Annotated in this window: 21 protein-coding genes; 18 read left to right on the forward strand and 3 right to left on the reverse strand. The window is 65.1% G+C overall.

Annotated features, from left to right (window positions below; genetic code table 11):
- The first annotated feature begins 65 nt into the window (after positions 1-65).
- The 7 genes from DQ230_RS12360 to DQ230_RS12390 all read left to right on the forward strand — a co-directional run bounded on the left by DQ230_RS12360 (position 66) and on the right by DQ230_RS12390 (position 6,645).
- Positions 66-1,223, forward strand: a complete 1,158-nt coding sequence (locus DQ230_RS12360) for a pyridoxal-phosphate-dependent aminotransferase family protein (protein ID WP_113912971.1) — start codon at positions 66-68, stop codon at positions 1,221-1,223.
- Positions 1,224-1,281: 58 nt separating this feature from the next.
- Positions 1,282-2,262 carry a TRAP transporter substrate-binding protein gene (locus DQ230_RS12365; RefSeq protein ID WP_113912935.1) on the forward strand — a complete coding sequence of 327 codons (981 nt, stop codon included), beginning with the start codon at positions 1,282-1,284 and terminating at the stop codon, positions 2,260-2,262.
- 118 nt (positions 2,263-2,380) lie between these two features.
- Positions 2,381-2,947, forward strand: coding sequence for a TRAP transporter small permease (locus tag DQ230_RS12370; protein WP_113912936.1), 567 nt, complete (start codon positions 2,381-2,383; stop codon positions 2,945-2,947).
- Positions 2,947-4,227, forward strand: coding sequence for a TRAP transporter large permease (locus DQ230_RS12375; protein ID WP_113912937.1), 1,281 nt, complete (start codon positions 2,947-2,949; stop codon positions 4,225-4,227). The genes DQ230_RS12370 and DQ230_RS12375 overlap by 1 nt, the downstream gene beginning before the upstream one ends.
- Positions 4,224-5,006, forward strand: coding sequence for an enoyl-CoA hydratase (locus tag DQ230_RS12380; protein WP_113912938.1), 783 nt, complete (start codon positions 4,224-4,226; stop codon positions 5,004-5,006). Before DQ230_RS12375 ends, DQ230_RS12380 begins: the two co-directional genes overlap by 4 nt.
- Positions 5,003-6,223 carry a CaiB/BaiF CoA transferase family protein gene (locus DQ230_RS12385; RefSeq protein WP_113912939.1) on the forward strand — a complete coding sequence of 407 codons (1,221 nt, stop codon included), beginning with the start codon at positions 5,003-5,005 and terminating at the stop codon, positions 6,221-6,223. The genes DQ230_RS12380 and DQ230_RS12385 overlap by 4 nt, the downstream gene beginning before the upstream one ends.
- On the forward strand, positions 6,220-6,645 hold the full coding sequence (locus DQ230_RS12390) for a GlcG/HbpS family heme-binding protein (protein WP_113912940.1): 426 nt from the start codon (positions 6,220-6,222) through the stop codon (positions 6,643-6,645). Before DQ230_RS12385 ends, DQ230_RS12390 begins: the two co-directional genes overlap by 4 nt.
- Here the strand turns inward: DQ230_RS12390 and DQ230_RS12395 are convergent.
- Positions 6,642-7,406 (reverse strand): IclR family transcriptional regulator, encoded by a 765-nt coding sequence (locus DQ230_RS12395; protein WP_113912941.1) that lies wholly within the window; start codon positions 7,404-7,406, stop codon positions 6,642-6,644. The two genes, DQ230_RS12390 and DQ230_RS12395, sit on opposite strands and share 4 nt — an antisense overlap.
- A 208-nt stretch (positions 7,407-7,614) precedes the next feature.
- On the opposite strand from DQ230_RS12395, the gene DQ230_RS12400 reads away from it, so the two are divergent.
- The 9 genes from DQ230_RS12400 (at position 7,615) to DQ230_RS12440 (ending at position 16,689) form a co-directional block, all read left to right on the forward strand.
- Positions 7,615-9,111, forward strand: coding sequence for an ABC transporter substrate-binding protein (locus tag DQ230_RS12400; protein WP_238987518.1), 1,497 nt, complete (start codon positions 7,615-7,617; stop codon positions 9,109-9,111).
- 87 nt (positions 9,112-9,198) lie between these two features.
- Entirely contained in the window at positions 9,199-10,116 is a 918-nt protein-coding gene (locus DQ230_RS12405; protein ID WP_113912943.1) for an ABC transporter permease, read from the forward strand.
- A 1-nt stretch (position 10,117) separates the two neighbouring features.
- On the forward strand, positions 10,118-11,020 hold the full coding sequence (locus DQ230_RS12410) for an ABC transporter permease (RefSeq protein WP_113912944.1): 903 nt from the start codon (positions 10,118-10,120) through the stop codon (positions 11,018-11,020).
- Between the two features lie 4 nt (positions 11,021-11,024).
- On the forward strand, positions 11,025-12,032 hold the full coding sequence (locus DQ230_RS12415) for an ABC transporter ATP-binding protein (protein ID WP_113912945.1): 1,008 nt from the start codon (positions 11,025-11,027) through the stop codon (positions 12,030-12,032).
- Positions 12,029-13,018, forward strand: a complete 990-nt coding sequence (locus DQ230_RS12420) for an ABC transporter ATP-binding protein (RefSeq protein WP_113912946.1) — start codon at positions 12,029-12,031, stop codon at positions 13,016-13,018. Before DQ230_RS12415 ends, DQ230_RS12420 begins: the two co-directional genes overlap by 4 nt.
- A gap of 18 nt (positions 13,019-13,036) precedes the next feature.
- The gene (locus tag DQ230_RS12425) at positions 13,037-14,599 is read left to right on the forward strand and encodes a gamma-glutamyltransferase (RefSeq protein WP_113912947.1); all 1,563 of its coding nucleotides are present in this window, start codon (positions 13,037-13,039) and stop codon (positions 14,597-14,599) included.
- A 3-nt stretch (positions 14,600-14,602) separates the two neighbouring features.
- A complete protein-coding gene (locus tag DQ230_RS12430; protein ID WP_113912948.1) occupies positions 14,603-15,988 on the forward strand; it encodes a M20 family metallopeptidase in 1,386 nt (461 codons plus the stop codon).
- A 118-nt stretch (positions 15,989-16,106) separates the two neighbouring features.
- A complete protein-coding gene (locus DQ230_RS12435; protein ID WP_113912949.1) occupies positions 16,107-16,397 on the forward strand; it encodes a type II toxin-antitoxin system RelE/ParE family toxin in 291 nt (96 codons plus the stop codon).
- On the forward strand, positions 16,387-16,689 hold the full coding sequence (locus DQ230_RS12440; protein WP_203228066.1) for a HigA family addiction module antitoxin: 303 nt from the start codon (positions 16,387-16,389) through the stop codon (positions 16,687-16,689). The genes DQ230_RS12435 and DQ230_RS12440 overlap by 11 nt, the downstream gene beginning before the upstream one ends.
- Before the next feature lie 17 nt (positions 16,690-16,706).
- Here DQ230_RS12440 and DQ230_RS12445 read toward each other — a convergent pair whose 3' ends face one another.
- Entirely contained in the window at positions 16,707-17,801 is a 1,095-nt protein-coding gene (locus DQ230_RS12445) for a tyrosine-type recombinase/integrase (RefSeq protein WP_113912950.1), read from the reverse strand.
- A gap of 408 nt (positions 17,802-18,209) precedes the next feature.
- Here DQ230_RS12445 and DQ230_RS12450 point away from each other — a divergent pair, with 408 nt between their 5' ends.
- Entirely contained in the window at positions 18,210-19,514 is a 1,305-nt protein-coding gene (locus DQ230_RS12450) for an efflux RND transporter periplasmic adaptor subunit (protein WP_113912951.1), read from the forward strand.
- A complete protein-coding gene (locus tag DQ230_RS12455; RefSeq protein ID WP_113912952.1) occupies positions 19,511-22,654 on the forward strand; it encodes an efflux RND transporter permease subunit in 3,144 nt (1,047 codons plus the stop codon). Before DQ230_RS12450 ends, DQ230_RS12455 begins: the two co-directional genes overlap by 4 nt.
- On the opposite strand, the gene DQ230_RS12460 is transcribed toward DQ230_RS12455, so the two are convergent.
- Positions 22,648-23,292 carry a DUF924 family protein gene (locus DQ230_RS12460; protein WP_113912953.1) on the reverse strand — a complete coding sequence of 215 codons (645 nt, stop codon included), beginning with the start codon at positions 23,290-23,292 and terminating at the stop codon, positions 22,648-22,650. The genes DQ230_RS12455 and DQ230_RS12460 overlap by 7 nt on opposite strands.
- Positions 23,293-23,360 lie beyond the last annotated feature (68 nt).

The following is a 23,360-nucleotide window of genomic DNA, read 5'->3' on the forward strand; positions in this document are numbered from 1 at the left end:
AACACGAAATGCAGGCACCACTGCCGCCCGCGTCAATTTTTACCAATGCTTCGGGGTCCATCGCCATGAGAAAAGCCGGTCGTCACTTCTTGCAGATACCGGGGCCAAGCGCGGTTCCCGACCGGATCCTGAGCGCGATTGCGCAGCAGACCATCGACCACCGCGGCCCGGCCTTTGCCGCCGTGGGGCAAAAGGCGCTGGACGGGCTGAAGACGATCTTCAAGACGGACGAATCGGTGTTCATCTACCCCGCCTCCGGCACCGGCGCGTGGGAGGCGGCGCTGGTCAACACCCTGTCGCCCGGCGATCATGTGCTGATGTTCGAGACGGGCCATTTCGCCAGCCTGTGGAAAAAGCTGGCCGAAAAGCTGGGCCTGAATGCCGAATTCATCGCGGGTGACTGGCGCAGCGGCGCCGACCCCGACCAGATCGAGGCGCATCTGGCCGAGGATAAAGACCACCGGATCAAGGCGGTCTGCATCGTGCATAACGAGACGTCCACCGGGTCGGTATCGCCCGTCGCCGCCGTGCGCGCGGCGATTGACGCGGCGGGCCATCCCGCGCTGCTGATGGTCGATACCATTTCGGGGCTGGGATCGCTGGACTACCGGCACGATGAATGGGGCGTCGATGTGACAGTCTCCGGCTCGCAAAAGGGCCTGATGCTGCCGCCGGGCCTGTCGTTCAATGCCGCAAGTGCCAAGGCGCTGGCCGCGAACAAGACCGCCAAACTGGCCCGCTCCTACTGGGACTGGGGCGAAATGCAGGGGCCGAACGGGACGGGGTATTTCCCCTACACGCCCGCCACCAACCTGCTCTATGGCCTGAACGTCGCCATTGACATGCTGCATGAGGAAGGGCTTGAGAATGTCTTTGCCCGTCACGCCCGCCACGGCGCGGCGACCCGCGCGGCGGTGCGGCATTGGGGGCTGGAGGTTCTGTGCAGCGCGCAGGGGCAGGAAAGCGGCGTTCTGACCGCCGTGATGATGCCCGAGGGCCACAGCGCTGACGCCTTCCGCGCCAGCACGCTGGCCCATTACGACATATCGCTGGGCAATGGCCTGTCCAAGGTCGCGGACCGGGTGTTCCGCATCGGGCACTTGGGCGATTTCAACGATCTGATGCTGGTCGCCACGCTGGGCGGCATCGAAATGGGACTGAAAAAGGCGGAGGTGCCCCATAACGCTGGCGGGGTGCAAGCCGCGATGCAGCTGCTGTCCTGAGGGGGGCCAATAGCTGCGATCTGGCCGAAAGAGCCGCAATCTCTGGGAGGAGAAAACCATGAAGACGATGACAAACCTACTGGCCGCCACCGCGCTTGCGGGTATGGCCACCACCGCCGCAGCGGCGGATATGACGATGAAATTCGGCCATGTCGGCGCGCCCGGATCGCTGTTCGAGGCGACGGCGAACAACTTTGCCGAATGTGTGAACACCGCCATGCCGGACAAGGTCGAGGTGCAGACCTTCGGGTCGTCCCAGCTGGGCAATGACAAGGAGATGCTGCAAAAGCTGAAGCTGGCGCAGATCGATTTCTCGCTGCCCTCGTCGATCATGTCGTCGGTCGATGACCGTTTCGGCATTTTCGAGATGCCCTATATCATCACCAGCCGCGACCACATGCGCCGCGTGCAGGGCGAAATGATGGATGTGTTCCAGACGGCGGCGAATGAAAACGGCTATCACATCGTCGGACTGGCCGAAAACGGGTTCCGCCACATCACCAACAATGTGCGCCCCATCAATGTGCCCGCCGATCTGGAGGGGGTCAAGCTGCGCACGCCCAACGGTGTCTGGCGCCTGAAGATGTTTCAGGAATATGGCGCGAACCCCACGCCAATGGCGTTTTCGGACGTGTTCACCGCGCTGCAAACCGGCGTGATCGACGGGCAGGAAAACCCCTATGCACAGATCGCATCGGCCAAGTTTCAGGAAGTGCAGAAGTATCTGTCGATCACCGGCCACGTCTATACGCCGGGCTATATCCTGGCTTCCAAGAAGAAATTCGATGCCCTGCCCGAGGATATCCGCGCGGGCCTGACCGACTGCGCGAACCAGACTCAGGATTTCACCTACCAGACGGCGGCTGAAATGGAAGAAACCCTGCTCAAGGAAATCGAGGATGCGGGCGTGGAGGTGAACACCGCCGACAAGGCCGCGTTCATCGAGGCGTCCAAGCCGATCTATGCGCAATTCGCTGCCGAAGTGGACGGCGCGCAGGACATGATCGACACCGTCCTCGGCCTTGGCGACGGGCAGTAACCTTTGGCCGGGCGGCGGGGTGATCCTGCGGCCCGGCGTTTTTCCCGAAAACGCAACATGCGCACCGCGCTGCCCGCCCGCTCCGGCGCGGCGGCGGGTGATGTAGAGCAGGCTCTTAATGCAACATCCCTCATACCCTGCGCTGTCGCGCATCAACCGGCGGGTCAGCCAGATCCTGGAATGGATCACCATCGGCCTGATGGTGCTGCTGACGGTCATGGTCAGTCTGGCGGTGATCGCGCGGCTGATGGGCAACAGCTTCTCCTGGTATGACGAGGTGGCGGCGATCATGCTGGCGTGGATCACCTATTACGGCAGCGCGCTGGCCGCGCTGCACCGGCGCCATATCGGGTTTGACACCGTGCTGCTGGCCATGCCGCGGGGCTTGCGCATCGCCGCGCTGCTGCTGGGCGAGGTGATCGTGCTGACATTCTTTGTGCTGATGGCGCGCGCGGGCCTTCAGGTGCTGGAGGTGCTGGAGGGTGACACGCTGGTATCGCTGACATGGGTGCCGGTGCAGTTCACGCAATCGGTCATCCCCATCGGCGCGGCGCTCTTTATCCTTGGCCAGTTGCTGAGCCTGCCGGGTTATCTGCGGCTGACAGCGTCCGGAATATCACTGGAACACGCCGAAATCGAAGAAGAGGTCGAGGCCGAGCTCGACAAGAACAAGGATCGCAGCTGATGCTGATAGGCGCCATTTTCATCGCGATGCTGGTCATGATCTGCATCAACATCCCCATCGCCGTGGCGCTGGCCATGTGCGGGGTGCTGGGCCTTTTGGCGACCGAAGGCACCGGCAGCCTCGTGACCATCGCGCTGGACATGTATGACGGATCGACCAAGTTTTCGCTGATCGCCATCCCCATGTTCGTGCTGGCCGGGGCCATAATGAACGCGGGCGGGATCACCGACCGGCTGATCAATTTCGTGTCGGCGATTGTCGGGTTCATCCGGGGTGGCCTTGCCATGGTGAATATCGGCGTGTCGCTGTTTTTCGCCGAAATCTCCGGCTCGGCGGTGGCGGATGTGGCGGCGATGGGGTCCATCCTGATCCCGCAGATGAAAAAACGCGGCTATACCAAGGAATTCTCGGCGGCTGTCACATCGTCGTCGGCGTCACTGGCGATCATCATCCCGCCGTCGATCCCGATGATCCTTTATGCGGCATCGGCCAACACCTCTGTCGAGCAGCTATTCGTTGCCGGCCTTGTTCCGGGGCTGCTGGGGGCGGCGGGGCTGATGGGCGTGGCCTACCTCTTTGCCAAGCGCTACAACTTTCCGACCGAGGCGGCGTTCAACCTTTGCCGTTTGCGCGCGACCTTCATTGATGCGCTGCCCGCCTTCACGCTGCCGGTGATCATTCTGGGCGGCATTTTCGGCGGCTATGTCACCGCGACCGAGGCGGCGGGATTGGCCGTGATCGCGTCGCTGGCGGTGTCGGCGTGGTATGGCAATCTGGACATTCGCCACCTGCGCCGGGCGATGCTGGACGGCGGCATGCAGACCGCCGTTGTCATGCTGCTGGTGGCGGCATCGGTGCTGATGGGCGGGTTTCTGACCCGCGCGCAGATCCCGCAGGAACTGGCCCAAGGCATCCTGTCGATCACCACGCAGCAATGGGCGATCCTGCTGATCCTGAACTTCTTCTTCCTGATCATCGGATTTTTTCTGCATTCGGCGGCGGCGATCATTCTGGTCATTCCCATCGTGATCCCGCTGATCACCGCCGCCGGGATCGACCCGGTGCATTTCGGTCTGGTCGTGACGCTGAATCTGGCGATCGGGCAACAGACGCCGCCCGTCGCCTCGGTGCTGATCACCGCCTGTTCGGTGGCGCGCGCCAATATCTGGGAGGTGTCCAAGGTCAATATCTGGTTCGTCGGCGTGCTGCTGGCGGTGCTGATGATCTGCACCTACGTGCCTGCCGTCCCGATGTTTCTGGTGGAGTATTTCTATAGATGACCCAAACCCCTGACCTGAGCGAAGAGGTGCGCGGCGGCGTTCTGTACGCCACCTTCAACCGGCCCGCATCGCGCAATGCGCTGACCTTTGAGATGTATCTGCGGCTGGCGGCGCTCTGCGCCGATATGCCCAGCGATGGCTCCATCCGCGCGGTCGTGATCAGCGGCGCGGGGGGCAAGGCGTTTGCCGCCGGCACCGACATGACCCAATTCCGCAGCTTTGAGACGGCGCAGGATGCGCTGGATTACGAGGCGCGCATCGCCGCCGTGCTGGACGCGGTCGAGCGGTGCCCGGTGCCGACGATTGCCGCGATCAACGGCGCCTGCACCGGGGGCGGCGCGGCGATTGCGGCGGCCTGCGATCTGCGCATCGCCTCGGCCAGCCTGAAATTCGGCTTTCCCATCGCGCGCACGCTGGGCAACTGTCTGGCGGCGGATAATCTGGCGCGGCTGTCGGACCTGATGGGCGCCGGGCGCGTGCGCGAGATGATCTTTACCGCCCGCCTGATCGGCGCGGAGGAGGCGCAGAACATTGGCCTGATTACCGAAACCCTGCCGGACGAGGATGCGCTGATGGCCCGCGCATCTGCGCTGGCGGGTCATGTCGGCGCCATGGCCCCGCTGACCTTGCGCGCCACCAAGGAGGCGATGCGCCGCACCCGCGCCGCCGTCGCGGTGGATGATGCCGACCTGATCACCTCCTGCTACATGAGCCGCGATTTCCGCGCCGGAATGGAGGCATTTCTGGCCAAGCGCACCCCCGAATGGAGCGGCACATGACCAAATCAACCGGGCCGCTGGCCGGAATGCGCGTGATCGAGCTGGCCCATATCATGGCCGGGCCGGTCTGCGGTCTGATGCTGGCCGATATGGGGGCCGATGTCATCAAGGTCGAAAAACCCGGCGGCGACGATACCCGCCGGTTCGTTCCCCCCGAGATCGAGGGCGAGGCGGCGGCCTATATGATGATGAACCGCAACAAGCGCGGCATCGCGCTGAACCTGAAAGACCCCGCCGCGCTGGACATTCTGAAACGGCTGCTGGCCGATGCCGATGTGGTGATCGAAAACTACCGCAAGGGCACGATGGCGAAACTGGGCCTGTCCTACGAGGATCTGGCAGAGGTCAATCCGCGCCTGATTTACTGCGAAATTTCCGGCTTTGGCCGCACGGGGCCTTATGCCGACCGGGGCGGGTTCGATCTGATCGCCCAAGGCATGTCCGGCCTGATGTCGATCACCGGCGAGGGGCCGAACCGCCCGCCGGTCAAGGTGGCGGCGCCGATTTCCGACATCAATGCCGGCATTCTGGCGGCGATGGGGATCAGCGCGGCCTATGCCAATGCGCAGCGGACGGGGCAGGGGCAGAAGGTGGATACGTCGCTATTCGAGGCGGCGATCGTGCAGACCTATTGGCAATCAGCCATCGCCTTTGCCACGGGGGACAAGCCCGCGCCGCTGGGGTCGGCGCACCCGCTGAACGCGCCCTATCAGTCGTTCCAGACCAGCGATGGCTGGATCAATGTGGGCGCGGCCAATCAGGCCAACTGGCTGCGGTTTCTGGACGTGATCGGCGCGCCCGAGCTGGACGAGGATGCGCGGTTTTCCTCCAACGCCGCCCGCATCCGCAACCTGCCCGCGCTGGTGGAAATTCTGAACGGCTACCTTGCGCAGGAAACCACCGCCGTCTGGCTGGAGCGGATGGACCGCGCCAATCTGCCCGCCGGGCCGGTCAACGACATCCTGCAAATGCACGCCGATCCGCAGGTCGCCGCGCGCGATATGATCGTCGCCGTGGATCACCCCAATGCGGGGCGGGTGCAGACCATCGGCCACCCGGTGAAATACAGCCGCACCCCCGCCAGCATCCATCGCCCGGCGCCGCTGCTGGGCCAGCACACGCGCCAGGTTCTGGCCGACCTGGGTTGCGATGCGGCGCAGATCGCGGCACTGATTGCCGAAGGCGCGGTGATCGCGGCAGAGGAGGGGGCGACATGACACTTGATCTGAATACGGCGCAGGCCATCATCGCGGACTGCCTGACATGGCGCCGCGAAAACGGGCTGAAGCCGCTGACGGTGGCGGTTCTGGACAGCGGCGGCTACCTGATCGCGCTGGCGCGCGAGGACGGCACCAGCAACCTGCGCCCCGACATCGCGCAGGGCAAGGCGCGCGGCGCCGTGGCGATGGGGCTGGGATCGCGGGCGCTGTATGAGCGCGCGCAGACCGAGCCGTTTTTCATTCAGGCGATGAACGGGCTGGCGCAGGGGTCACTTGTGCCGGTCGCGGGCGGCGTTTTGATCCGGCAAGGCGGCGCCATTCTGGGCGCGGTCGGCATCACCGGCGACAGCTCGGCCAATGACGAGGCCTGCGCGATTGCCGCGATTGAAAAGGCGGGGTTCACTGCCGACGGCGGCTAGGGCGAAATGGAATTGGCGGTGTCCTGCAACCACGGCAGAATATCGGCGCGGATGCGCGCCGCGTCCCAGTGATGGCCCGAAACCGAGCAATGCACCGCCGCCGCCGCGCGCCCGTCCGGGCCGCGAATGGCGCAGGCAATGCCCACCTCGCTGAGGATGATCTGGTCCTGCGTCACCGCATAGCCCCGGCTGGCGGCCAGATCGATCTGCCCGGCAATCGCGGCGCGGTCGGTGAGGGTGCGGGGCGTGTAGGCCTGCACATGCCAGTCCGCAATCGCCGCCGCCCGTTCGGGTGCGGGAAACGTGGCCAGTATCGCCTGCCCGCCCGAGGTATGCAGCGCCGGCACCGTGCGCCCCGGCACCGACGCGCCGAACACCGTGCGCGTGCAGGGCAGGCGCACCGCATATAGAATGTCCTGCCCCGATAGCTGCGCCAGATTGACCGTCTCGCCCAGACGCTGCGACAGATCGATCAGTTTCGGCATTGCCCGCGCGACCAGCGGATCGGACCAGTAATAGGCATAGGCCATGCGCAGCCACGCATGCGAGGGGCGGTAGCGGCGCGTGACCGGATCCTTGTCCAGCATCCCCTCGATATGCAGGGTGTTGGCCAGCCGTTGCACCGCGCTTTTGTCCAGCCCGGTGATATCGGCCAGCGCGCCCAGCGACAATTCGGTGTGCGATTCGTCAAAGGCGCGCAGCACGCGCAGCCCCTTGGCCAGCGCGCCGACGAACAGGGTGTTTTGCTTTGCTTTGGTCATCGGCGCCTGCGTTTTGAAAAGGAATGCTAAAAACTTCGGGTTTGGGGTTGATTTTGGCGGTGCGTGAGGGTTCTAATAATCATATGACGATGTAGCGTATCATATTATGATATACCCGCTGTCGTAAACAGGAAAACAGCAAAAGCCCGCAGCGCGACTGCGGCAGGGAGGATACCAGATGAAAGCCGTATTTCTGAAATCAACCGCGATGGCGCTGGCCATGTCGGTCGCCGCCACCGGCGCCGCGCTGGCGGACAAGGCCAATGACACGCTCAGCGTTGCCTTCACCAAGGAGCTGGAGAATGTCGACAGCTTCTTCAACTCCTCCCGCGAGGGGGTGGTGATGCAGCGCGCGGTCTGGGATGGCCTGATCTACCGCGACCCGATCACCAACGAATACACCGGCAACCTTGCCACCGAGTGGGAATGGATCGACGACAAGACGCTGGAATTGAAGCTGCGCGAGGGCGTTAAATTCCACAACGGCGCCGATTTCACCGCCGATGACGTGGTTGCCACCGTCAATTTCGTCGCCAAGGAAGAAAACGGCGTCAAGACGCAGCGCAACGTCAACTGGATGGAGAAGGCCGAGAAGATCGACGATTTCACCGTCCGCATCACCACCAAGGACGTGTTCCCGGCGGCGATCGAATTCCTGTCCGGCCCGGTGTCGATCTACCCGGCCGACTATTACGCCGAGGTCGGCCCATCCGGCATGGGCCTGAAACCCGTCGGAACCGGCCCCTACAAGGTGGTCGAGGTGGTCCCCGGCCAGCATTTCGTATTGGAGAAATACGAAGGCTACCATGACAGCCCCAAGGGCCAGCCGACGATCCAGAATATCGACATCCGCACCATCCCCGACGTCAACACCCAGCTGGCCGAGCTGTTTTCCGGCACGCTGGACATGATCTGGCAGGTGCCCTCCGATCAGGCCGAGAAAATGGCGGCGATGGGCGACCGGTTCACCGTGCTGAACGAATCCACCATGCGCGTCGGCTATCTGTCGATGGATGCGGCGGGCCGGTCGGGCATGGACCCGAACCCCTTTACCGACGTCAAGGTGCGCCGCGCCGTCAACCACGCGATTGACCGTCAGGCGCTGGTCGATAACCTGCTCAAGGGCAAATCCCAGGTCGTGTCGACCGCGTGCTTCCCCAGCCAGTTCGGCTGCGCGCAGGATGTGACCAGCTATGAATACGACCCCGAAAAGGCCAAGGCCCTGCTGGCCGAGGCAGGCTATCCCGACGGCTTCTCGACCGAGCTTTACGCCTACCGCGACCGCGAATATGCCGAGGCGGTCAGCAGCTACCTGAACGCGGTCGGCATCCAGACCGATTTCAAACTGCTGCAATATTCGGCCCTGCGGGAGCTGAACATGAAGGGCGAAGTGCCGCTGGCCTTCCTGACATGGGGCAGCTTTTCGGTGAATGACGCCTCCGCCATGGTCAGCCAGTTCTTCAAGCATGGCAGCCTGGACGACGCGCAGGACGACCAGACCAAGGAATTCCTGGACATCGCCGACAGTTCGACCGATCCCGACACGCGGATCGAAAATTATCGCAAGGCGCTTCAGCGCATCGCCGATCAGGCATACTGGGCGCCGATGTTCAGCTACAACACCAACTACGTCATGACCAAGGAGGTGGACTATACCCCGACGGCGGACGAGGTGCTGCGCTTTACCAACATGAGCTGGAACTGATCCATTGATCCCCGGCCCGGCGGCCCCGATGGGGTGCGCCGCGCCATTTCCCGACATTCGCCAGACCCGTAGGGGGGACAGCCCAAGATGCTGCCATTCATACTCAAGCGGCTGGGCCTTGCCCTGCTGGTGGCCTTCACGGTCAGCTTTATCAGTTTTTCGCTGCTGTTCCTGTCTGGCGATCCCGCCGCGGCGCTGGCCGGGGAAACCGCCAGTGGCGAGGATATCGACGCGCTGCGCCGCCTTTACGGCTTTGACCGGCCCATGCTGGTGCAATACGGCGAATGGCTGTGGAACGCGCTGCGCGGCGATTTCGGCGAAAGCTATTATTTCAAACTGCCGGTCGCGTCGCTGATCGGGGACCGCCTGTCCGTCACGATGACGCTGGGCGTCTGCGGCATCACCTTTGCGCTGCTGACGGCCGTTCCCCTGGGCGTGGTTGCCGCGATCCGGCCCAATTCGATCATCGACCGCATCGCGCTGTTTTTGTCGGTCGCCGGGCAGGCGATGCCCAGCTTCTGGTTCGGCCTGATCCTGATCGTGGTGTTTGGCATCCAGCTGGGCTGGTTGCCGCCCTCGGGCGCATCGACATGGCGGCATTTCATCATGCCGACCATCGTGCTGGGCTATTACGCCATGCCCGCCATCATGCGCCTGACGCGGGCGGGCATGCTGGAGGTGCTGAATTCGGATTATATCCGCACCGCACGGGCCAAGGGCGCGGGCGAGGGGCGCGTTTTGTTCAAGCACGCGCTGCGCAATGCGATCATCCCGGTGGTCAGCCTTGCGGCGGTGCAGATGGGCTTCATGCTGGGCGGCTCGATAGTGGTCGAGTCGGTCTTTGCGCTGCACGGCGCGGGCTATCTGGCGTGGGAAAGCATCGCGCGCAACGATCTGCCGACGGTGCAGGCGCTGATCCTGATCTTTTCGATGTTCTACATCATCTTCACCTTTCTGGCGGACGTGCTGAACGCCTGGCTTGACCCCCGCATGAGGAGTTCCTGATATGGCCGCACCGCAGACAACCGACCCCCTGCTGGAGGAAATCAGCGGCCCCACCCCCCGCCAGATCCTGCGCAAGCGCGTGCGCGGCCATACCGGCCTGCTGTTCGGCCTCGGCGTGGTTCTGCTGCTGGTGATCGTCGCCATCCTTGCGCCCGTGCTGGCGCCCCATGACCCCTATGTGCAGGATCTGACCAAACGCATGGTCAAGCCCGTCTTCATGGGCGGCACGTGGGAACACCCCCTTGGCACCGATCATCTGGGCCGCGATTACCTGTCGCGCCTGATTTACGGCGCGCGGGTGTCGCTGCTGATCGGCGCGGTTGCGGCGCTGATTTCGGGCATCATCGGCACCGCGATGGGCGTCGCCGCCGGGTATTTCGGCGGCAAGGTGGATGCGGTGGTGACGTTCCTCATCAACGTGCGCCTTGCCATGCCGGTCGTGCTGGTCGCGCTGGCGGTGGTCGCCATCCTTGGCGGATCGCTGGAGGTGGTGATCGGCGTGCTGGGCCTCTTGCTATGGGACCGCTTCGCCGTGGTCATGCGCGCCTCGACCTTGCAAGTGCGCAGGCGCGAATATGTCGCCGCCGCGCAGGCCATCGGCGCGTCCACCCCCCGCGTGATCCTGTCGGAAATCATGCCCAACATCGTCAACAACCTGATCGTCATCGTCACGCTGGAAATGGCCCACGCGATCCTGCTGGAGGCGGCGCTGTCCTTCCTTGGCCTTGGGGTGCAGCCGCCCACGCCCAGCTGGGGCCTGATGGTGTCCGAGGGCAAGAACATGATGCTGTTCGAGCCGTGGCTGGTGCTGATCCCCGGCGTGGTCCTCTTCATCCTCGTGCTGGCGATCAACCTGATGGGCGACGGCCTGCGCGACGTCACCGCCCCCGAAAACCGGAGCTGAAGCCATGAGCGATCAAAACGAAAAACCGCTTTTGTCCGTGCGCGGTCTGACGCTGGACATCCCGCTGGCCAGCGGCATGCTGCACGCGGTGCGCGGCATTGACTTCGACCTGCACCGGGGCGAAACGCTGTGCATTGTCGGCGAATCCGGGTCGGGCAAATCGCTGACCTCGCTGGCGGTGATGGGCCTCTTGGACAAGAATATCCGCCGCAGCGCCGCGCGGATGGATTTCGACGGGACCGAGCTGACCACCGCCAGCCGCCGCCAGATGCGCGCCCTGCGCGGCGACCGTATCGCCATGATCTTTCAGGAGCCGATGACGTCGCTCAACCCCGCCTATACCATCGGCGACCAGCTGATCGAGGCGCTTCAACTGCACCGTTCGGTCAGCCGCGACACGGCCCGCAAACGCGCGGTGGAATTGCTGGAAAAGGTCGGCATCACGGCCGCCGCCAGCCGCCTGAGCCAGTACCCGCACCAGCTGTCGGGGGGTCTGCGCCAGCGCGTGGTGATCGCCATGGCCCTGATGTGCGAGCCGGAACTCATTATCGCGGACGAGCCGACGACGGCGCTGGACGTGACCATTCAGGCGCAGATCCTGCGCCTGTTGGTGGATCTGACCAAGGAAATGAACGTTGCGATGATCCTGATCACCCACGATCTGGGCGTCGTGGCGCGCGTCGCGGACAAGGTCGGCGTGATGTACGCGGGCGAATTGGTGGAAACCGGCCCGGCCAGCGATGTGTTCGGCACGCCGATGCACCCCTATACGCGCGGGTTGCTGCGCTGCATCCCGCAACCGGGCAAGACCGAGCGGGGCGCGCCGCTTGGCACCATCCCCGGCATCGTGCCGTCGCTGGTGGGCGATGTGCAGGGCTGCGCCTTTCGCACCCGCTGCCCGCACGCGGTGGACGCCTGCCGCGCGGCGATCCCCGAACGCGGCGCGCCGCCCCATGAATTTCTGTGCGTGCATCCCGATGGCGCCCGCGCCGCCGAAGGAGTGCCCGCATGACCGCCCCCGTTCTGGAATTGAAAAACGTCGCCAAGACCTACCGCGTCAAGCAGGGCCTTTTCGGCAAGCCAAAGCCGCTGACGGCGGTCAACGACGTGTCCCTGACGCTGGGCCGGGGCGAGGTGCTGGGGCTGGTGGGCGAATCCGGCTGCGGCAAATCCACACTGGCCAAGATCCTCCTGGGCCTTGAGGCGCCCACATCGGGGCAGGTTCTGGTCGATGGCGAGGAGATTGCCGGGCAGGACCGCCTTGCGCTGGCGCGGCGGATTCAGCCGATCTTTCAGGATCCCTATTCGTCGCTGAACCCGCGCAAGACGATTGCCGATATCGTGTCGCTGCCCCTTCGGGTGCATGGCATCGGCGACAGCGCCAGCCGCGCCAAATCGGTGCGCGAGACGCTGGATCTGGTCGGCCTGCCCGCGCGCGTGCTGAACACCTATCCCAGCCAGATGTCCGGCGGCCAGCGCCAGCGCGTCGCCATTGCCCGCGCGCTGATCATGCGCCCCGAAATCGTCATTTGTGACGAGCCGACATCGGCGCTGGACGTCTCGGTGCAAAGCCAGATCCTGAACCTTCTGAACGAGCTGCGCGAGGAGTTCGGGCTGACCTACCTTTTCATCAGCCACGATCTGGCGGTGGTCGAGCATCTGGCGACGCGCGTCGCCGTCATGTACCTGGGCCGCATCGTGGAGGAGGCGCCGGTTGCCGCGCTGTTCGACGCGCCGCGCCACCCCTATGCGCGCGCGCTGCTCAATTCGGTGCTGACGCCGGACCCCGCGCAGGGCGTGCCGGATACGCAGCTGGGCGCGGCCTATCCCAACCCGATCGCGCCGCCGCCGGGCTGTCATTTCCACCCGCGCTGCCCCTTTGCGCAGGACCACTGCAAGGCCGCCGCACCCCGGTCGGTGCCCGTGGGGCAGGGCCATGTGAAGTGCCACCTGCACGATCCCGATACCCCGATGTACCGCCCGGATTTCACCGTTTAACCCAAAAGGAGCGCTGGAATGGCATCCTCCCTGTCGCGCACGATGCAGACCCGAAAGACCGTGATAGAGACGAATGGCGGCGTTGTCGCGTCGCAGCACCGCCTTGCGGCGGAGGCCGGCGCCGAGGTGCTGCGCGCGGGCGGCGATGCGGTGGATGCCGCCGTCGCCACGTCCTTTGTCGTCGGCGTGCTGGAGCCGTGGATGAGCGGCCCGGCCGGCGGCGGCGCCATGATGCTGTGGCGCGCGGGCGCGGAAAAGGCGGTCGCGGTCAACCACGGCATGCGCTCGCCCAAGGGTCTGCGCATCGACGATTTCCCGCTATCGGGGCGCGGCGTGGCCGGCGATCTGTTCCCGTGGGAGCATGTCACCGGCGACGTCAACGTGCAGGGCGCCAAGGCGATTGCGGTGCCGGGTGTCGTTGACGGTCTGGGGCAGGTCCATGCCGAATATGGCCGCATGCCATGGGCCGATCTGCTGGCCCCCGCGATTGCCCATGCGCGGCAGGGGATGCTGGTGGATTGGTACGCGGCGCTGGTCATTGCCTCCAGCACCCGCGCGCTGGCGGAGGACGCGGATGCCGCGGCGCTTTTCCTTGAGGACGGGCAATGGCCGACCATCTCGGGCTGGACCGCGCTGGCCGAAAAACGGCTGGATCAGAGCCGCATGGCGGACAGTCTGGCGATACTGGCCGAGGACGGCGCCCGCGCGCTTTATGATGGCGATCTGGGCGCGGCGATGGCGCGCGATGTTCAGGACAAGGGTGGGTATCTGAGCCATGATGACCTGCGCAGCTACCGCGCGCAGATGCAGACCCCGCTGAGTATGACATACCGCGACGCGCGGTTTCATCTGGTGGACGGACTGACCGCCGGGCCGACCTTTGCCCATGCCATGGGCGATCTGGAAAGCCGCGATTTGGCCACCAAGCCCGAGGCGTTCGCCGCCTATGCGGAGGCGCTGAACGGCGCCTATGCCGCGCGGCTGGGGCGGATGGGCGACACGGGCGAATCCCCCGATGCGCCCGGATGCACCACGCATTTTTCGGTGGTGGACCGGGACGGCAACATGGCCTGTCAGACGCAAACCCTGCTGTCGATCTTTGGCAGCCGGGTGGTGTCGCCCTCCACCGGGTTCCTGATGAATAACGGCATCATGTGGTTCGACCCGGTGCAGGGGCGCCCCAATTCGCTGGGGCCGGGTAAACGCTGCCTGATGAATGTCTGCCCGATGATCGGGCAGCAGGGCGAGCGCCGCTTTGCCTTTGGCGCATCGGGCGGGCGCAAGATCGTGTCGGCGATGGTGCAGATGTCCTCCTTCGTCACCGATTTCGGCATGGATATCGAGGCGGCGTTTCACCATCCCCGCATTGACGTATCGGGCGGCCCTCAGGTGGTCGCGGATGAGGCGCACGAGGCGGACGTGCTGGAGCGCCTGCGCGAGGGTCACACCGTCGCCACCGCGCCGCGCACCGTCTTTCCCTTTGCCTTCGCCTGCCCTGCCGGGGTGATGCGCGCGGGCAACATCAACACCGGATGCACCGAAATCATGTCGCCCTGGGGCGACGCCGCGACAGAGGATTAAGCCATGAGCCGCGATGCCGCAATCGACACTGTTACTGCCTATTTCGACACTGGCACCTTCCAATCCGAACTGGCCGATCTGGTCAGCTACCCGACCGAGAGCCAGAAGGAAGGCACCGGCCCCGAACTGACCCGCTATCTGACGGACGCCATGCAGCCCCGGCTGGAGCGGATGGGCTTTACCTGCGAGATCATTGCCAACCCAGACCCCGCCGGCGGCCCCCTTCTGATCGCCGAGCGGCGCGAGGGGGACGCATTGCCGACGGTGCTGACCTACGGCCACGGCGACGTGATCCGCGCGCAGGAGGGTATGTGGCGCGAGGGGCTGGCGCCGTTTGAGCTGGTCGAGGAGGGCGACCGCCTCTATGGCCGCGGCACTGCCGACAACAAGGGCCAGCACCTGATCAACATCGCCGCGCTTGAGGCGGTGCTGAAGGTGCGCGGCGCTCTGGGCTTCAACATCCGCATGGTTCTGGAAATGAGCGAGGAGGTCGGATCGAGCGGGCTGGCGGAGGTATTCCGCACCCACAAGGACCGGCTGACGGCCGATGTGCTGATTGCCTCTGACGGGCCGCGCCTGCAACCCGAGGTGCCGACCGTCTTCATGGGCTCGCGCGGCGGCGTCACGTTTGATCTGGAGCTGACGCTGCGCGAGGGCGCGCATCATTCGGGCAACTGGGGCGGCCTTCTGGCCGATCCGGCGATGATCCTGGCGCATGCGCTGGCGTCGATCACCGATGCGCGCGGGCAGATCCAGATCCCCGAATGGCGACCGGATAGCCTGACGGACGCGGTGCGCGCGGCGCTCGATGGCCTGCCGATCACCGGCGGCGACGGGCCGGAGGTGGACGCCGATTGGGGCGAGGAAACCCTGACCCCGGCCGAGCGCGCCTATGGCTGGAACAGCTTTGCCGTGCTGGCAATGACCAGCGGCGTGCCCGATGCGCCGGTCAACGCCATTTCCGCCAGCGCGCGCGCGACCTGCCAGCTGCGCTATGTCGTCGGCACCGACCCGGACGATATCCTGCCCGCCCTGCGCCGCCATCTGGACGCCGCCGGGTTCGGGGCGGTGCGCATCAAACCGCATGACCGGGGCATCTTTGCCGCCACGCGGCTGGACCCGTCGCACCCGTGGGTGACGTTTGTGACCGATTCAATCGAGCGGACAGCAGGCCAGCCGCCCCATGTGCTGCCCAATCTGGCCGGATCGCTGCCCAATGACAGCTTTGCGGATATTCTGGGCCTGCCCACCGTCTGGGTGCCACATTCCTATCGCGGCTGCTCGCAACACGCGCCGAACGAGCATGTGCTGAAACCGGTCTGCCGCGATGCGCTGCGCGTGATGGCGGGCGTGTTCTGGGACGTGGGCGCAGGCGGCACGCCGGCCTGACCCGGTGCCTGAGATGGCCCCGTATAGACGGGGCCACCTGGCAAAGGACTGAAACAGGCGGCGTGACGTGTGTAACGTGACGCTTGACATTCAGGCTGCCAGTCGATAAGTATCAGCCATGAAAATTGAGAGTATCGGCCACAAGGGCCTGAGGCGGTTCTTCGAGACCGGCAACCCCAGGGGGCTGGTGGGTGATACGGGCAGGCTTCGCAAGATGCTGGCATTCATCGGTGCCGCGTCCGATTTGGAAGAGCTGGCCACGCCGCCCAATTATGGCCTTCACCCGTTGACGGGGGACCGCAAAGGAGTCTGGTCGATGACGGTGACACGAAACTGGCGGCTGACCTTTCGGGTGAACGAAGACGGTGCTCTCACGGATATGGAACTGGAGGATTATCATGGCGCTTGAAATGCATCCGTCCCTGACGGTTCATGTCGGTGACTGGCTCAAGACCGAGATTGTCGAGCCTGCGTCGATCAGCGTAAAGGATCTGGCCGATCATTTCGGCGTGTCCCGGCAGGCGATGAGCAGTCTGCTGAATGGGCATTCGGGCTTGTCTGCCGAGATGGCGATCCGGTTCGAGAAGGCCTTTGGCATCAAGGCCGATACGCTCTTGCGCATGCAGTCAGGTTACGAGCTTGCCCAGGCCCGGCTGCATGAGGATGACATCAAGGTGCAAAAACTTCGGGCGGTGGCATAACCCGGCAGGGCAGGGGCCTACAGCCCCGCCGCCTTGGTCAGGTTCACGCGGAACCGGTCGCGGCGACGCTGATAGCGGCGCGTCATTTCGACGGACGCGTGGCCGAGATGTTTCTGAACATGGCGCTCGTCCACCTCGGCGCTGCTGGCCAGACCCGCGCGCAAGCTGTGGCCGGAAAACAGCGTCAGGCGGTCCTTTTCAGGCAGATCCGCCCGGATGCCGGCGGCCAGCACGCATCGCTTGATCAGGCGCGCGATGTGCTTGTCCGACAGCCGCGCCTCCAGCGCCCGTGTGCCATCGCGCGCCGTGCGCGTGAACACCGGCCCAAAGTCGATCCTGGCAAAATGCAGCCATTGCTCCAGCGCATGTACCGGGCAGGTCCGGTCGCTGGACCCGCGGCCGATCTCGACCTCGCGCCAGCCGGTTTTTGCATTCAGCGTCAGCAGGGCGCCCTGTTCCATGATCTGGATCCAGCCGCCCGAATCCGGCGTGTCGTCCTTGTGCATGTCGAGGCTGACGATCTCGGACCGGCGCAGGCCGCCCGCATAACCCAGCAGCAGGATCGCCCGGTCGCGCAGCCCGCGCAGATCAAAGGGCAGGGTGGCCACCATGGCGAGGATGTCCTCGCGCAGGATCGCCTCTTTTTGCACGGGCGGCCGGGCATGTTTGCGTTTGATCCCGGCCAGCACTGTGGCGATGTGCCGATCCTTGCGATCAAGGGTGAAGCCCCGCTGCGCATAGTTCCACCCGAGGCCGGACAAGCGGCGCTCTATGGTTGACGCGGACAGCGGGGCGATCTTTGTCCGAGGCGCGGCCATGTCCGCAAGGTAAAGCCCGATCATCTGGGGCGCGGGGGGCAGGGGCTCTGTCCCTTTCAGCCGGCACCAGCGGGAAAAATGCGCCCAGTCCCTTGCGTAGGCTTTCAACGTGTTCTCGGACGCCGCCGCCCGCGCATAATCCCGCGCCGTGTCAACAAGCCGGTCAAGGGTGCCGGACCCTGCGACATGCGCGGGCAGGGCGATGCCATCGTCTTTGGCGTGATCTTTGTCGTTGTCGGCAGCAGGAAACCTGCCAGAGTGCGATGGCGTCAATGTCTCGTCCTCTGCGGCCATTTTTCCCCCGGAAAATTCCTGCGCCTTGCGCCCTATCCTCAGCCTAGCCGATCATGTCCGATACTGCAAAATCGGCAATCCCCGCAAAAAGCGCCGCTGTTCAGAAGTAGCGCTTTCCCGGCAAGATGTTTCAGAAAAATTCCGAAAGGGAAGGGACGATACAGCGCCGCGCAGTTTGGCGGCGTGTCTGCCGGGATCAGCGCTGCGGCGTTGTGCCGCGCGGTCCAGATTATCGCCCGCGCGGTTGTGGACATATGGCGACGCCCGACCCAATATGCGGACAGGCGGCCCGACACCCGCTGTGGAACTGAAAACAGCCGCGTGAATTCTACGGCTCGGCCCCATCGAAAACGGGGGAATTGCCGCCGCAGATCCGCTGTTTCAGCTGACAAAAAGAAGGGGCATGACGTGAGGATTGGCCGTGTTCTGGGGTTGCTTGCGCCTGTCGCGCTTGGTGGTGTCATTGCCGTCTGGCTGATTTCCACGTCCGAACCTCCTGCCCGTGTCGAGAGCCGCGAACGCAGCGTCGTTGCGCACACCGTCATGGCCCAAGCGGGGCCTGTTCGCGCGGTTGTGCGCGGATTTGGCAATGTTCAGGCCGCGCGCAGCTGGGAGGCGATCTCCGAAGTGTCCGGCGCGATCATCTGGCGCCATCCCGATCTGGACACCGGCAATCTGCTGCGCGAAGGCACCAAGGTTCTGAAAATCGATCCGACCGCCTATGAGCTTCAGGTCGCGCAGGCCGAGGCGGATCTGGCCGCGCTGGACGCAGAAGCCGCGCAGCTCGACATCGACGCGACCAACACAGAGCGGCTGCTGGCGCTGGAGCAGGACCGCCTTGATCTGGCCGAAACCGAACTGGCACGGGTGCGCGATCTGGTCGAACGCGGCGTTTCGTCCCAGTCCGGTCTGGACGGGCAGGAACGTGCCACGTTGCAGGTCCGCCGCACCACGGTCGAGTTGCAGAACGCCCTCGATCTGATCCCGACCCGGCGCAAGAAGCTTGATGCGCAGATGGCCCGCACCACGGCAATTCTGGCCCGCGCAAGGCGTGATCTGGGAAAAACCGACATTGTGGTGCCTGTCGATCTGCGGGTCGGCACGGTGCATGTCGAGCAGCACCAGTTTGTCACGGCGGGGCAGCCGCTGGTGACGGCGGATGACGTCTCGCAGGCCCAGATCACGGCGCAGATTCCGCTGATGTCGTTCCGGCGCCTGATGGGTGGCGGCGGCGCGGGCAGCGCCCTGTCACTGGGCGACATGCCCACGCGTTTCAACGGGATATCGGCCGAGGTGCGGCTTGTCTCGGACCCGTCCCAGACATGGACCGGCCGGCTGGTGCGGGTGGAAAGCGCGCTGGATCCGCAGGCCCGTTCGGCGCCCGCCGTCATCGTCGTGGACGACCCATACGCCAACACCAACCCGCCGCTGCACCTGCCGCTGGTCCCGAACATGTATGCGGAGGTCATTCTGACCGGTCCGGTCATATCGACCAGCGTGAAGGTTCCCGGCAGCGCGGTTCACGGCGGCGATCTTGTCTATCTGCGCGACGCGGATGGCCGGCTTGAGCTGCGCGAGGTGTCCGTCGCCTGGCGTCAGGACGGCCAGGCGGTGCTGTCGGGCGGCATCGCGCCGGGCGAGGAGGTGATTCTGGGCGATCTGGTGCCTGCCATTCCCGGCATGATCGTGACCCCGGCGGAGCGCCCCGAATGATCCGCTGGTTCACCGCGCATCCCACCGCGTCCAACCTGCTGCTGGTCCTGATCCTTGCCGCCGGGGCGATGGCGATCCCCACGCTCAAGCGCGAAACCTTTCCCGATTTCAGGCCGGTGGAGGCGGAGATCAGCGTCGAATATCGCGGCGCCACCGCCGAGGAGGTGGAGGATGCGATTTGCCGCCGCGTCTGGGATGCGGTCGAAGGTGTCGAGGGGCTGGACGAGCTGACCTGCACCGCGCAGGGCAATATCGCCCGCGCCGTTGCCAGGATGGACGCCAGCGGTGACAGCGCCCGTTTCGTCAACGACCTGCGCACCGAGGTCACGGCGGTCGATGATTTCCCGGACGCGGCCGAACCTGCCATCGTGCGCGAATTGCACCGCACCGATCCCGTCACCTCGGTGGCCGTGGCGGGCGATCTGCCCCCCGCCCAGCTGGAGCGCTACGGCGCGGAGTTGCAGGACCGCCTGTCGGCGCTGCCCGGCGTGGCCAGGGTCACGATGTCGGGCTTTGGCAAGCGACAGTTCCGCATCACCGTGCCCCGCGCGGTGATGGAGCAGCACGGGCTGACGGTGTCCGCCCTTGCCGCACAGATCGACGCGCAAAGCGTCGACCGCCCGCTTGGCAGTCTGGAGACGCAAACCCGCGATATCAGCCTGCGCTTCACCGACGAGCGCCGCGATGTGGCCGGGCTGGCCGATCTGGTGGTGTTGTCAAACCCCGATGGTGCGCAGCTGACGCTGGGCCAGATCGCGACCATAACGGAAACCTATACGCCCGAGGAGGAACGCGCGTTCCTCGATGGCCAGCGGGCCGTGTTCCTGCAAGTCGACAAGGCGCTGAACGCCGATGCGCTGCGGGTGTTCGATCGCATCGAAACTCTGGTTGCCGGTGAGCGGGCGGTATTGCCGGACACGCTGCGTCTGGAGATCGTCAACGACAGGACCAGCATCGTGCGCGACCGGCTACAGATGCTGGTCGAGAACGGCGTGATGGGGCTGATACTGGTCATCGCGGTGCTGGCGCTGTTCTTTCGGCCCGGTTTTGCGATCTGGGCGGCGATGGGGCTGCCGGTGGCCTTCCTCGGGGCGTTCGCGGCGATGGCCTTGCAGGGGCTGTCGCTGAACATGATGACGCTGGTTGCATTGCTGATGGCGATCGGGATCGTGATGGACGATTCCATCGTCATCACCGATTCAATCGCGCAGGCGTCGGCGCGCGGTGCATCGCGCGTGGAGGCCGCCGTTCAGGGTGCGCGTGCCGTGACGCCGGGGGTGCTGTCGTCCTTTGCCACGACCATCGCGGTCTTCGCCCCGCTTGCCTTTCTGGTTGGCGAGCTGGGCGCGGTGCTGGAGGTGGTGCCGCTGGTCCTGATCGCGGCGCTGGCCGCCAGTCTGGCGCAGGCGCTCTGGGTTCTGCCGCATCATCTGAGCCACGGGTTGAAAGGCGCGGACAAACCGCCCTCGCGGTTTCGCGCGGGCTTTGACAGCCGGTTCGAGCGGTTCCGCGAAAGGTGGATCGGCGGCATGGCCGATCTGGCCATCCGGCGGCGCTATCTGGTCACCGGCCTCACGGTTGCGACGCTGATCGTGACCGTGGGCTTGATGGGCGGCGGGTATCTGAAGCGCGAGGCGATCCCGGCCATGGACGGCGATGTTCTGGAGGCGCGCATCCTGATGGCGCAAGGCACCCCGCAGGCCCGCACCGAGCAGGTGGTGGACCGGATAACGGCGGCGCTGACCCGCGTTGATGCCGCCTTTGCGCCGGGTCAACCGGAGGGCGCGGCATTGGTCAAATCCGTGCAGGTGCGGTTCAACCACAACGCCACCGCAGGCGAATCCGGCCCGCATGTGGCCACCATCGCCGCCGACCTGCTGGGCGCCGAAATCAGAACCGTGACGCTGGATGAAATCGTCACGCTCTGGCGCCGCGAAATCGGCGATGTGCCCGGCGCGCTGGCCATCCTGCTGACCGAACCGGGCATCGGCCCGCAGGGCATCGCCATCGAAATCCGCCTGTCCGCGCCGGATCTGGAGGTGCTGGCGCGGGCCGCCGACGCGCTGCAATCGGAAACCGAATCCTATGCCGGGGTGTTCAACGCGATCCATGATCTGCGCCCCGGCAAGCCCGAATTGCGCCTGCACCTTGACCCCCATGCGACGTCATTGGGGCTGACAGCGCGCAGTGTCGCCGATCAGCTTGGCGCGGCGTTTCTGGGGCGGGTCATCACCACGGTGCAGACCGGCGACATCAGCCACGAGATCGAGTTGAAGCAATCGCCGCAGGACCGCGATTCGCGCGACGACCTGCGCGATTTCACCGTCACGCTGCCCGATGGCAAGGCGGTGCCGCTGTCGACCGTGGCCCGCATGGAGGACGCGCGCGGCTGGTCCAGCATCACCCATGTGAACGGGCGGCGCACCGTGACCGTGCAGGCCGATGTCGATACCCGCATCGGCAATGCCGACGCGATCGTTGCCGAGCTGGAAAACGGGTTCCTGCCCCGGCTGGCCGGCCAGATACCCGGCCTCGGCTTCGAGATTGGCGGGCAAACCGCGAATTCCGCCGAAACCGTGGCGTCGATCCTGCGCGGCTTTTTGCTGGGTCTGGTCGGGATCTATGTCATCCTGTCGTTCCAGTTCCGCAGCTATGTGGAGCCGCTGATCGTGATGGTGTCGATCCCGCTGGCGTTTATCGGCGTCATTCTGGGCCATCTGGTCATGGGCTATAATATCTCGATGCCGTCGCTGATCGGTGCCGCGTCGCTGGCCGGGATCGTGGTCAACAACGCCATCCTGCTGGTCGAGGTGATCAAGCAGCGCGCGGGCGAGGGCATGGATCTGGCCCGCGCCGCGGGGCAGGCCAGCCGCGAGCGGTTCCGCTCGATCCTGATGGCATCCTCCACCACCATCATCGGCCTTGTGCCGCTTTTGCTGGAAACCAGCACGCAGTCGCAATCCATGAAGCCGCTGGTGATCTCGGTCGTCTTCGGTCTGCTGACCTCAACCCTTTTCGTGCTGGCCGTTCTGCCCGCCTTCTACGCGATCCTCGGCGATCTGGGGCTGGCGCGCGCCCGCCAGCAGACACAGCCCGACGAGGCGGGCGCAACCCCCAGCGCCCGGCGCGACCCCTACTGAAACGCCTTGTTATGGGGGAACTGACCTTCGGCGATATACCTCTGCTCCGCGCCGGTCGATGTGCGGTTCAGTATGGCATTGCGATGCGGATGCCTGCCGAACGCGGCAATGACCTTGCGAACGTCGCGGGCCTGGCTGACGAGCGATGCGTAGATGTCCCGCAGGGGCGGCGGCGCGGCGGCGGCAATGTCCTGTCGCAGGCCGATCAACCGATCAAGGCGCTGCAAATGGTCCGGCCCTTCGCAATGGCCCAGTGGCAGGCCGCAGACAACCCGGAACCACGGCGTGCGAAGCGCATCATAGTGCCCGTTCGCCAAACCGCCCGTTGTCAGGGCCAGCGCATGCGGATCCTGCGCAAAGGCGCGCGGATCATCGCGCCAGACCGAGCGGGAGAACTGATCCAGCACGACAATCAGCGCCAGCCGGCCATGCGGGTCCTGCGCCCAGTGATCCAGATCGCCCCGCGCCGCCCGTTCGGTCAGATCCGAAAACCGCGCCACGATCGCGGCATCCGCGCCGCCCTGCATCCGCCAGCGCCAATGCGCATGATGCGCCTGCGCGTCGATGCCCAGCGAGCGCCCCTCGGGAAACCAGAAGTCGAGAATGTCGTCCCATTCCCGGCGGTCTTGGATAGCCATAACGTCCCCTTTCATTCTGAAGTCCCGGCACCGGGCCTTATAGCTGCAAAATAGCCGCAAACAGAACC

Origin of the sequence: Roseovarius dicentrarchi, assembly GCF_003316635.1 — a bacterium.
Classification (GTDB): domain Bacteria; phylum Pseudomonadota; class Alphaproteobacteria; order Rhodobacterales; family Rhodobacteraceae; genus Roseovarius; species Roseovarius dicentrarchi.

What these genes read in the sequence shown, in the direction of transcription:
- DQ230_RS12405 (WP_113912943.1), top strand. Translation starts at nt 9,199, where the DNA reads ATGCTGCCATTCATACTCAAGCGGCTGGGCCTTGCCCTGCTGGTGGCC.
- DQ230_RS12415 (WP_113912945.1), top strand. Translation starts at nt 11,025, where the DNA reads ATGAGCGATCAAAACGAAAAACCGCTTTTGTCCGTGCGCGGTCTGACG.
- DQ230_RS12455 (WP_113912952.1), top strand. Translation starts at nt 19,511, where the DNA reads ATGATCCGCTGGTTCACCGCGCATCCCACCGCGTCCAACCTGCTGCTG.
- DQ230_RS12445 (WP_113912950.1), bottom strand. Translation starts at nt 17,801, where the DNA reads ATGGCCGCAGAGGACGAGACATTGACGCCATCGCACTCTGGCAGGTTT.
- DQ230_RS12365 (WP_113912935.1), top strand. Translation starts at nt 1,282, where the DNA reads ATGAAGACGATGACAAACCTACTGGCCGCCACCGCGCTTGCGGGTATG.
- DQ230_RS12440 (WP_203228066.1), top strand. Translation starts at nt 16,387, where the DNA reads ATGGCGCTTGAAATGCATCCGTCCCTGACGGTTCATGTCGGTGACTGG.
- DQ230_RS12400 (WP_238987518.1), top strand. Translation starts at nt 7,615, where the DNA reads ATGGCGCTGGCCATGTCGGTCGCCGCCACCGGCGCCGCGCTGGCGGAC.
- DQ230_RS12370 (WP_113912936.1), top strand. Translation starts at nt 2,381, where the DNA reads ATGCAACATCCCTCATACCCTGCGCTGTCGCGCATCAACCGGCGGGTC.
- DQ230_RS12420 (WP_113912946.1), top strand. Translation starts at nt 12,029, where the DNA reads ATGACCGCCCCCGTTCTGGAATTGAAAAACGTCGCCAAGACCTACCGC.
- DQ230_RS12430 (WP_113912948.1), top strand. Translation starts at nt 14,603, where the DNA reads ATGAGCCGCGATGCCGCAATCGACACTGTTACTGCCTATTTCGACACT.
- DQ230_RS12425 (WP_113912947.1), top strand. Translation starts at nt 13,037, where the DNA reads ATGGCATCCTCCCTGTCGCGCACGATGCAGACCCGAAAGACCGTGATA.
- DQ230_RS12375 (WP_113912937.1), top strand. Translation starts at nt 2,947, where the DNA reads ATGCTGATAGGCGCCATTTTCATCGCGATGCTGGTCATGATCTGCATC.
- DQ230_RS12460 (WP_113912953.1), bottom strand. Translation starts at nt 23,292, where the DNA reads ATGGCTATCCAAGACCGCCGGGAATGGGACGACATTCTCGACTTCTGG.
- DQ230_RS12385 (WP_113912939.1), top strand. Translation starts at nt 5,003, where the DNA reads ATGACCAAATCAACCGGGCCGCTGGCCGGAATGCGCGTGATCGAGCTG.
- DQ230_RS12435 (WP_113912949.1), top strand. Translation starts at nt 16,107, where the DNA reads ATGAAAATTGAGAGTATCGGCCACAAGGGCCTGAGGCGGTTCTTCGAG.
- DQ230_RS12410 (WP_113912944.1), top strand. Translation starts at nt 10,118, where the DNA reads ATGGCCGCACCGCAGACAACCGACCCCCTGCTGGAGGAAATCAGCGGC.
- DQ230_RS12390 (WP_113912940.1), top strand. Translation starts at nt 6,220, where the DNA reads ATGACACTTGATCTGAATACGGCGCAGGCCATCATCGCGGACTGCCTG.
- DQ230_RS12380 (WP_113912938.1), top strand. Translation starts at nt 4,224, where the DNA reads ATGACCCAAACCCCTGACCTGAGCGAAGAGGTGCGCGGCGGCGTTCTG.
- DQ230_RS12360 (WP_113912971.1), top strand. Translation starts at nt 66, where the DNA reads ATGAGAAAAGCCGGTCGTCACTTCTTGCAGATACCGGGGCCAAGCGCG.
- DQ230_RS12395 (WP_113912941.1), bottom strand. Translation starts at nt 7,406, where the DNA reads ATGACCAAAGCAAAGCAAAACACCCTGTTCGTCGGCGCGCTGGCCAAG.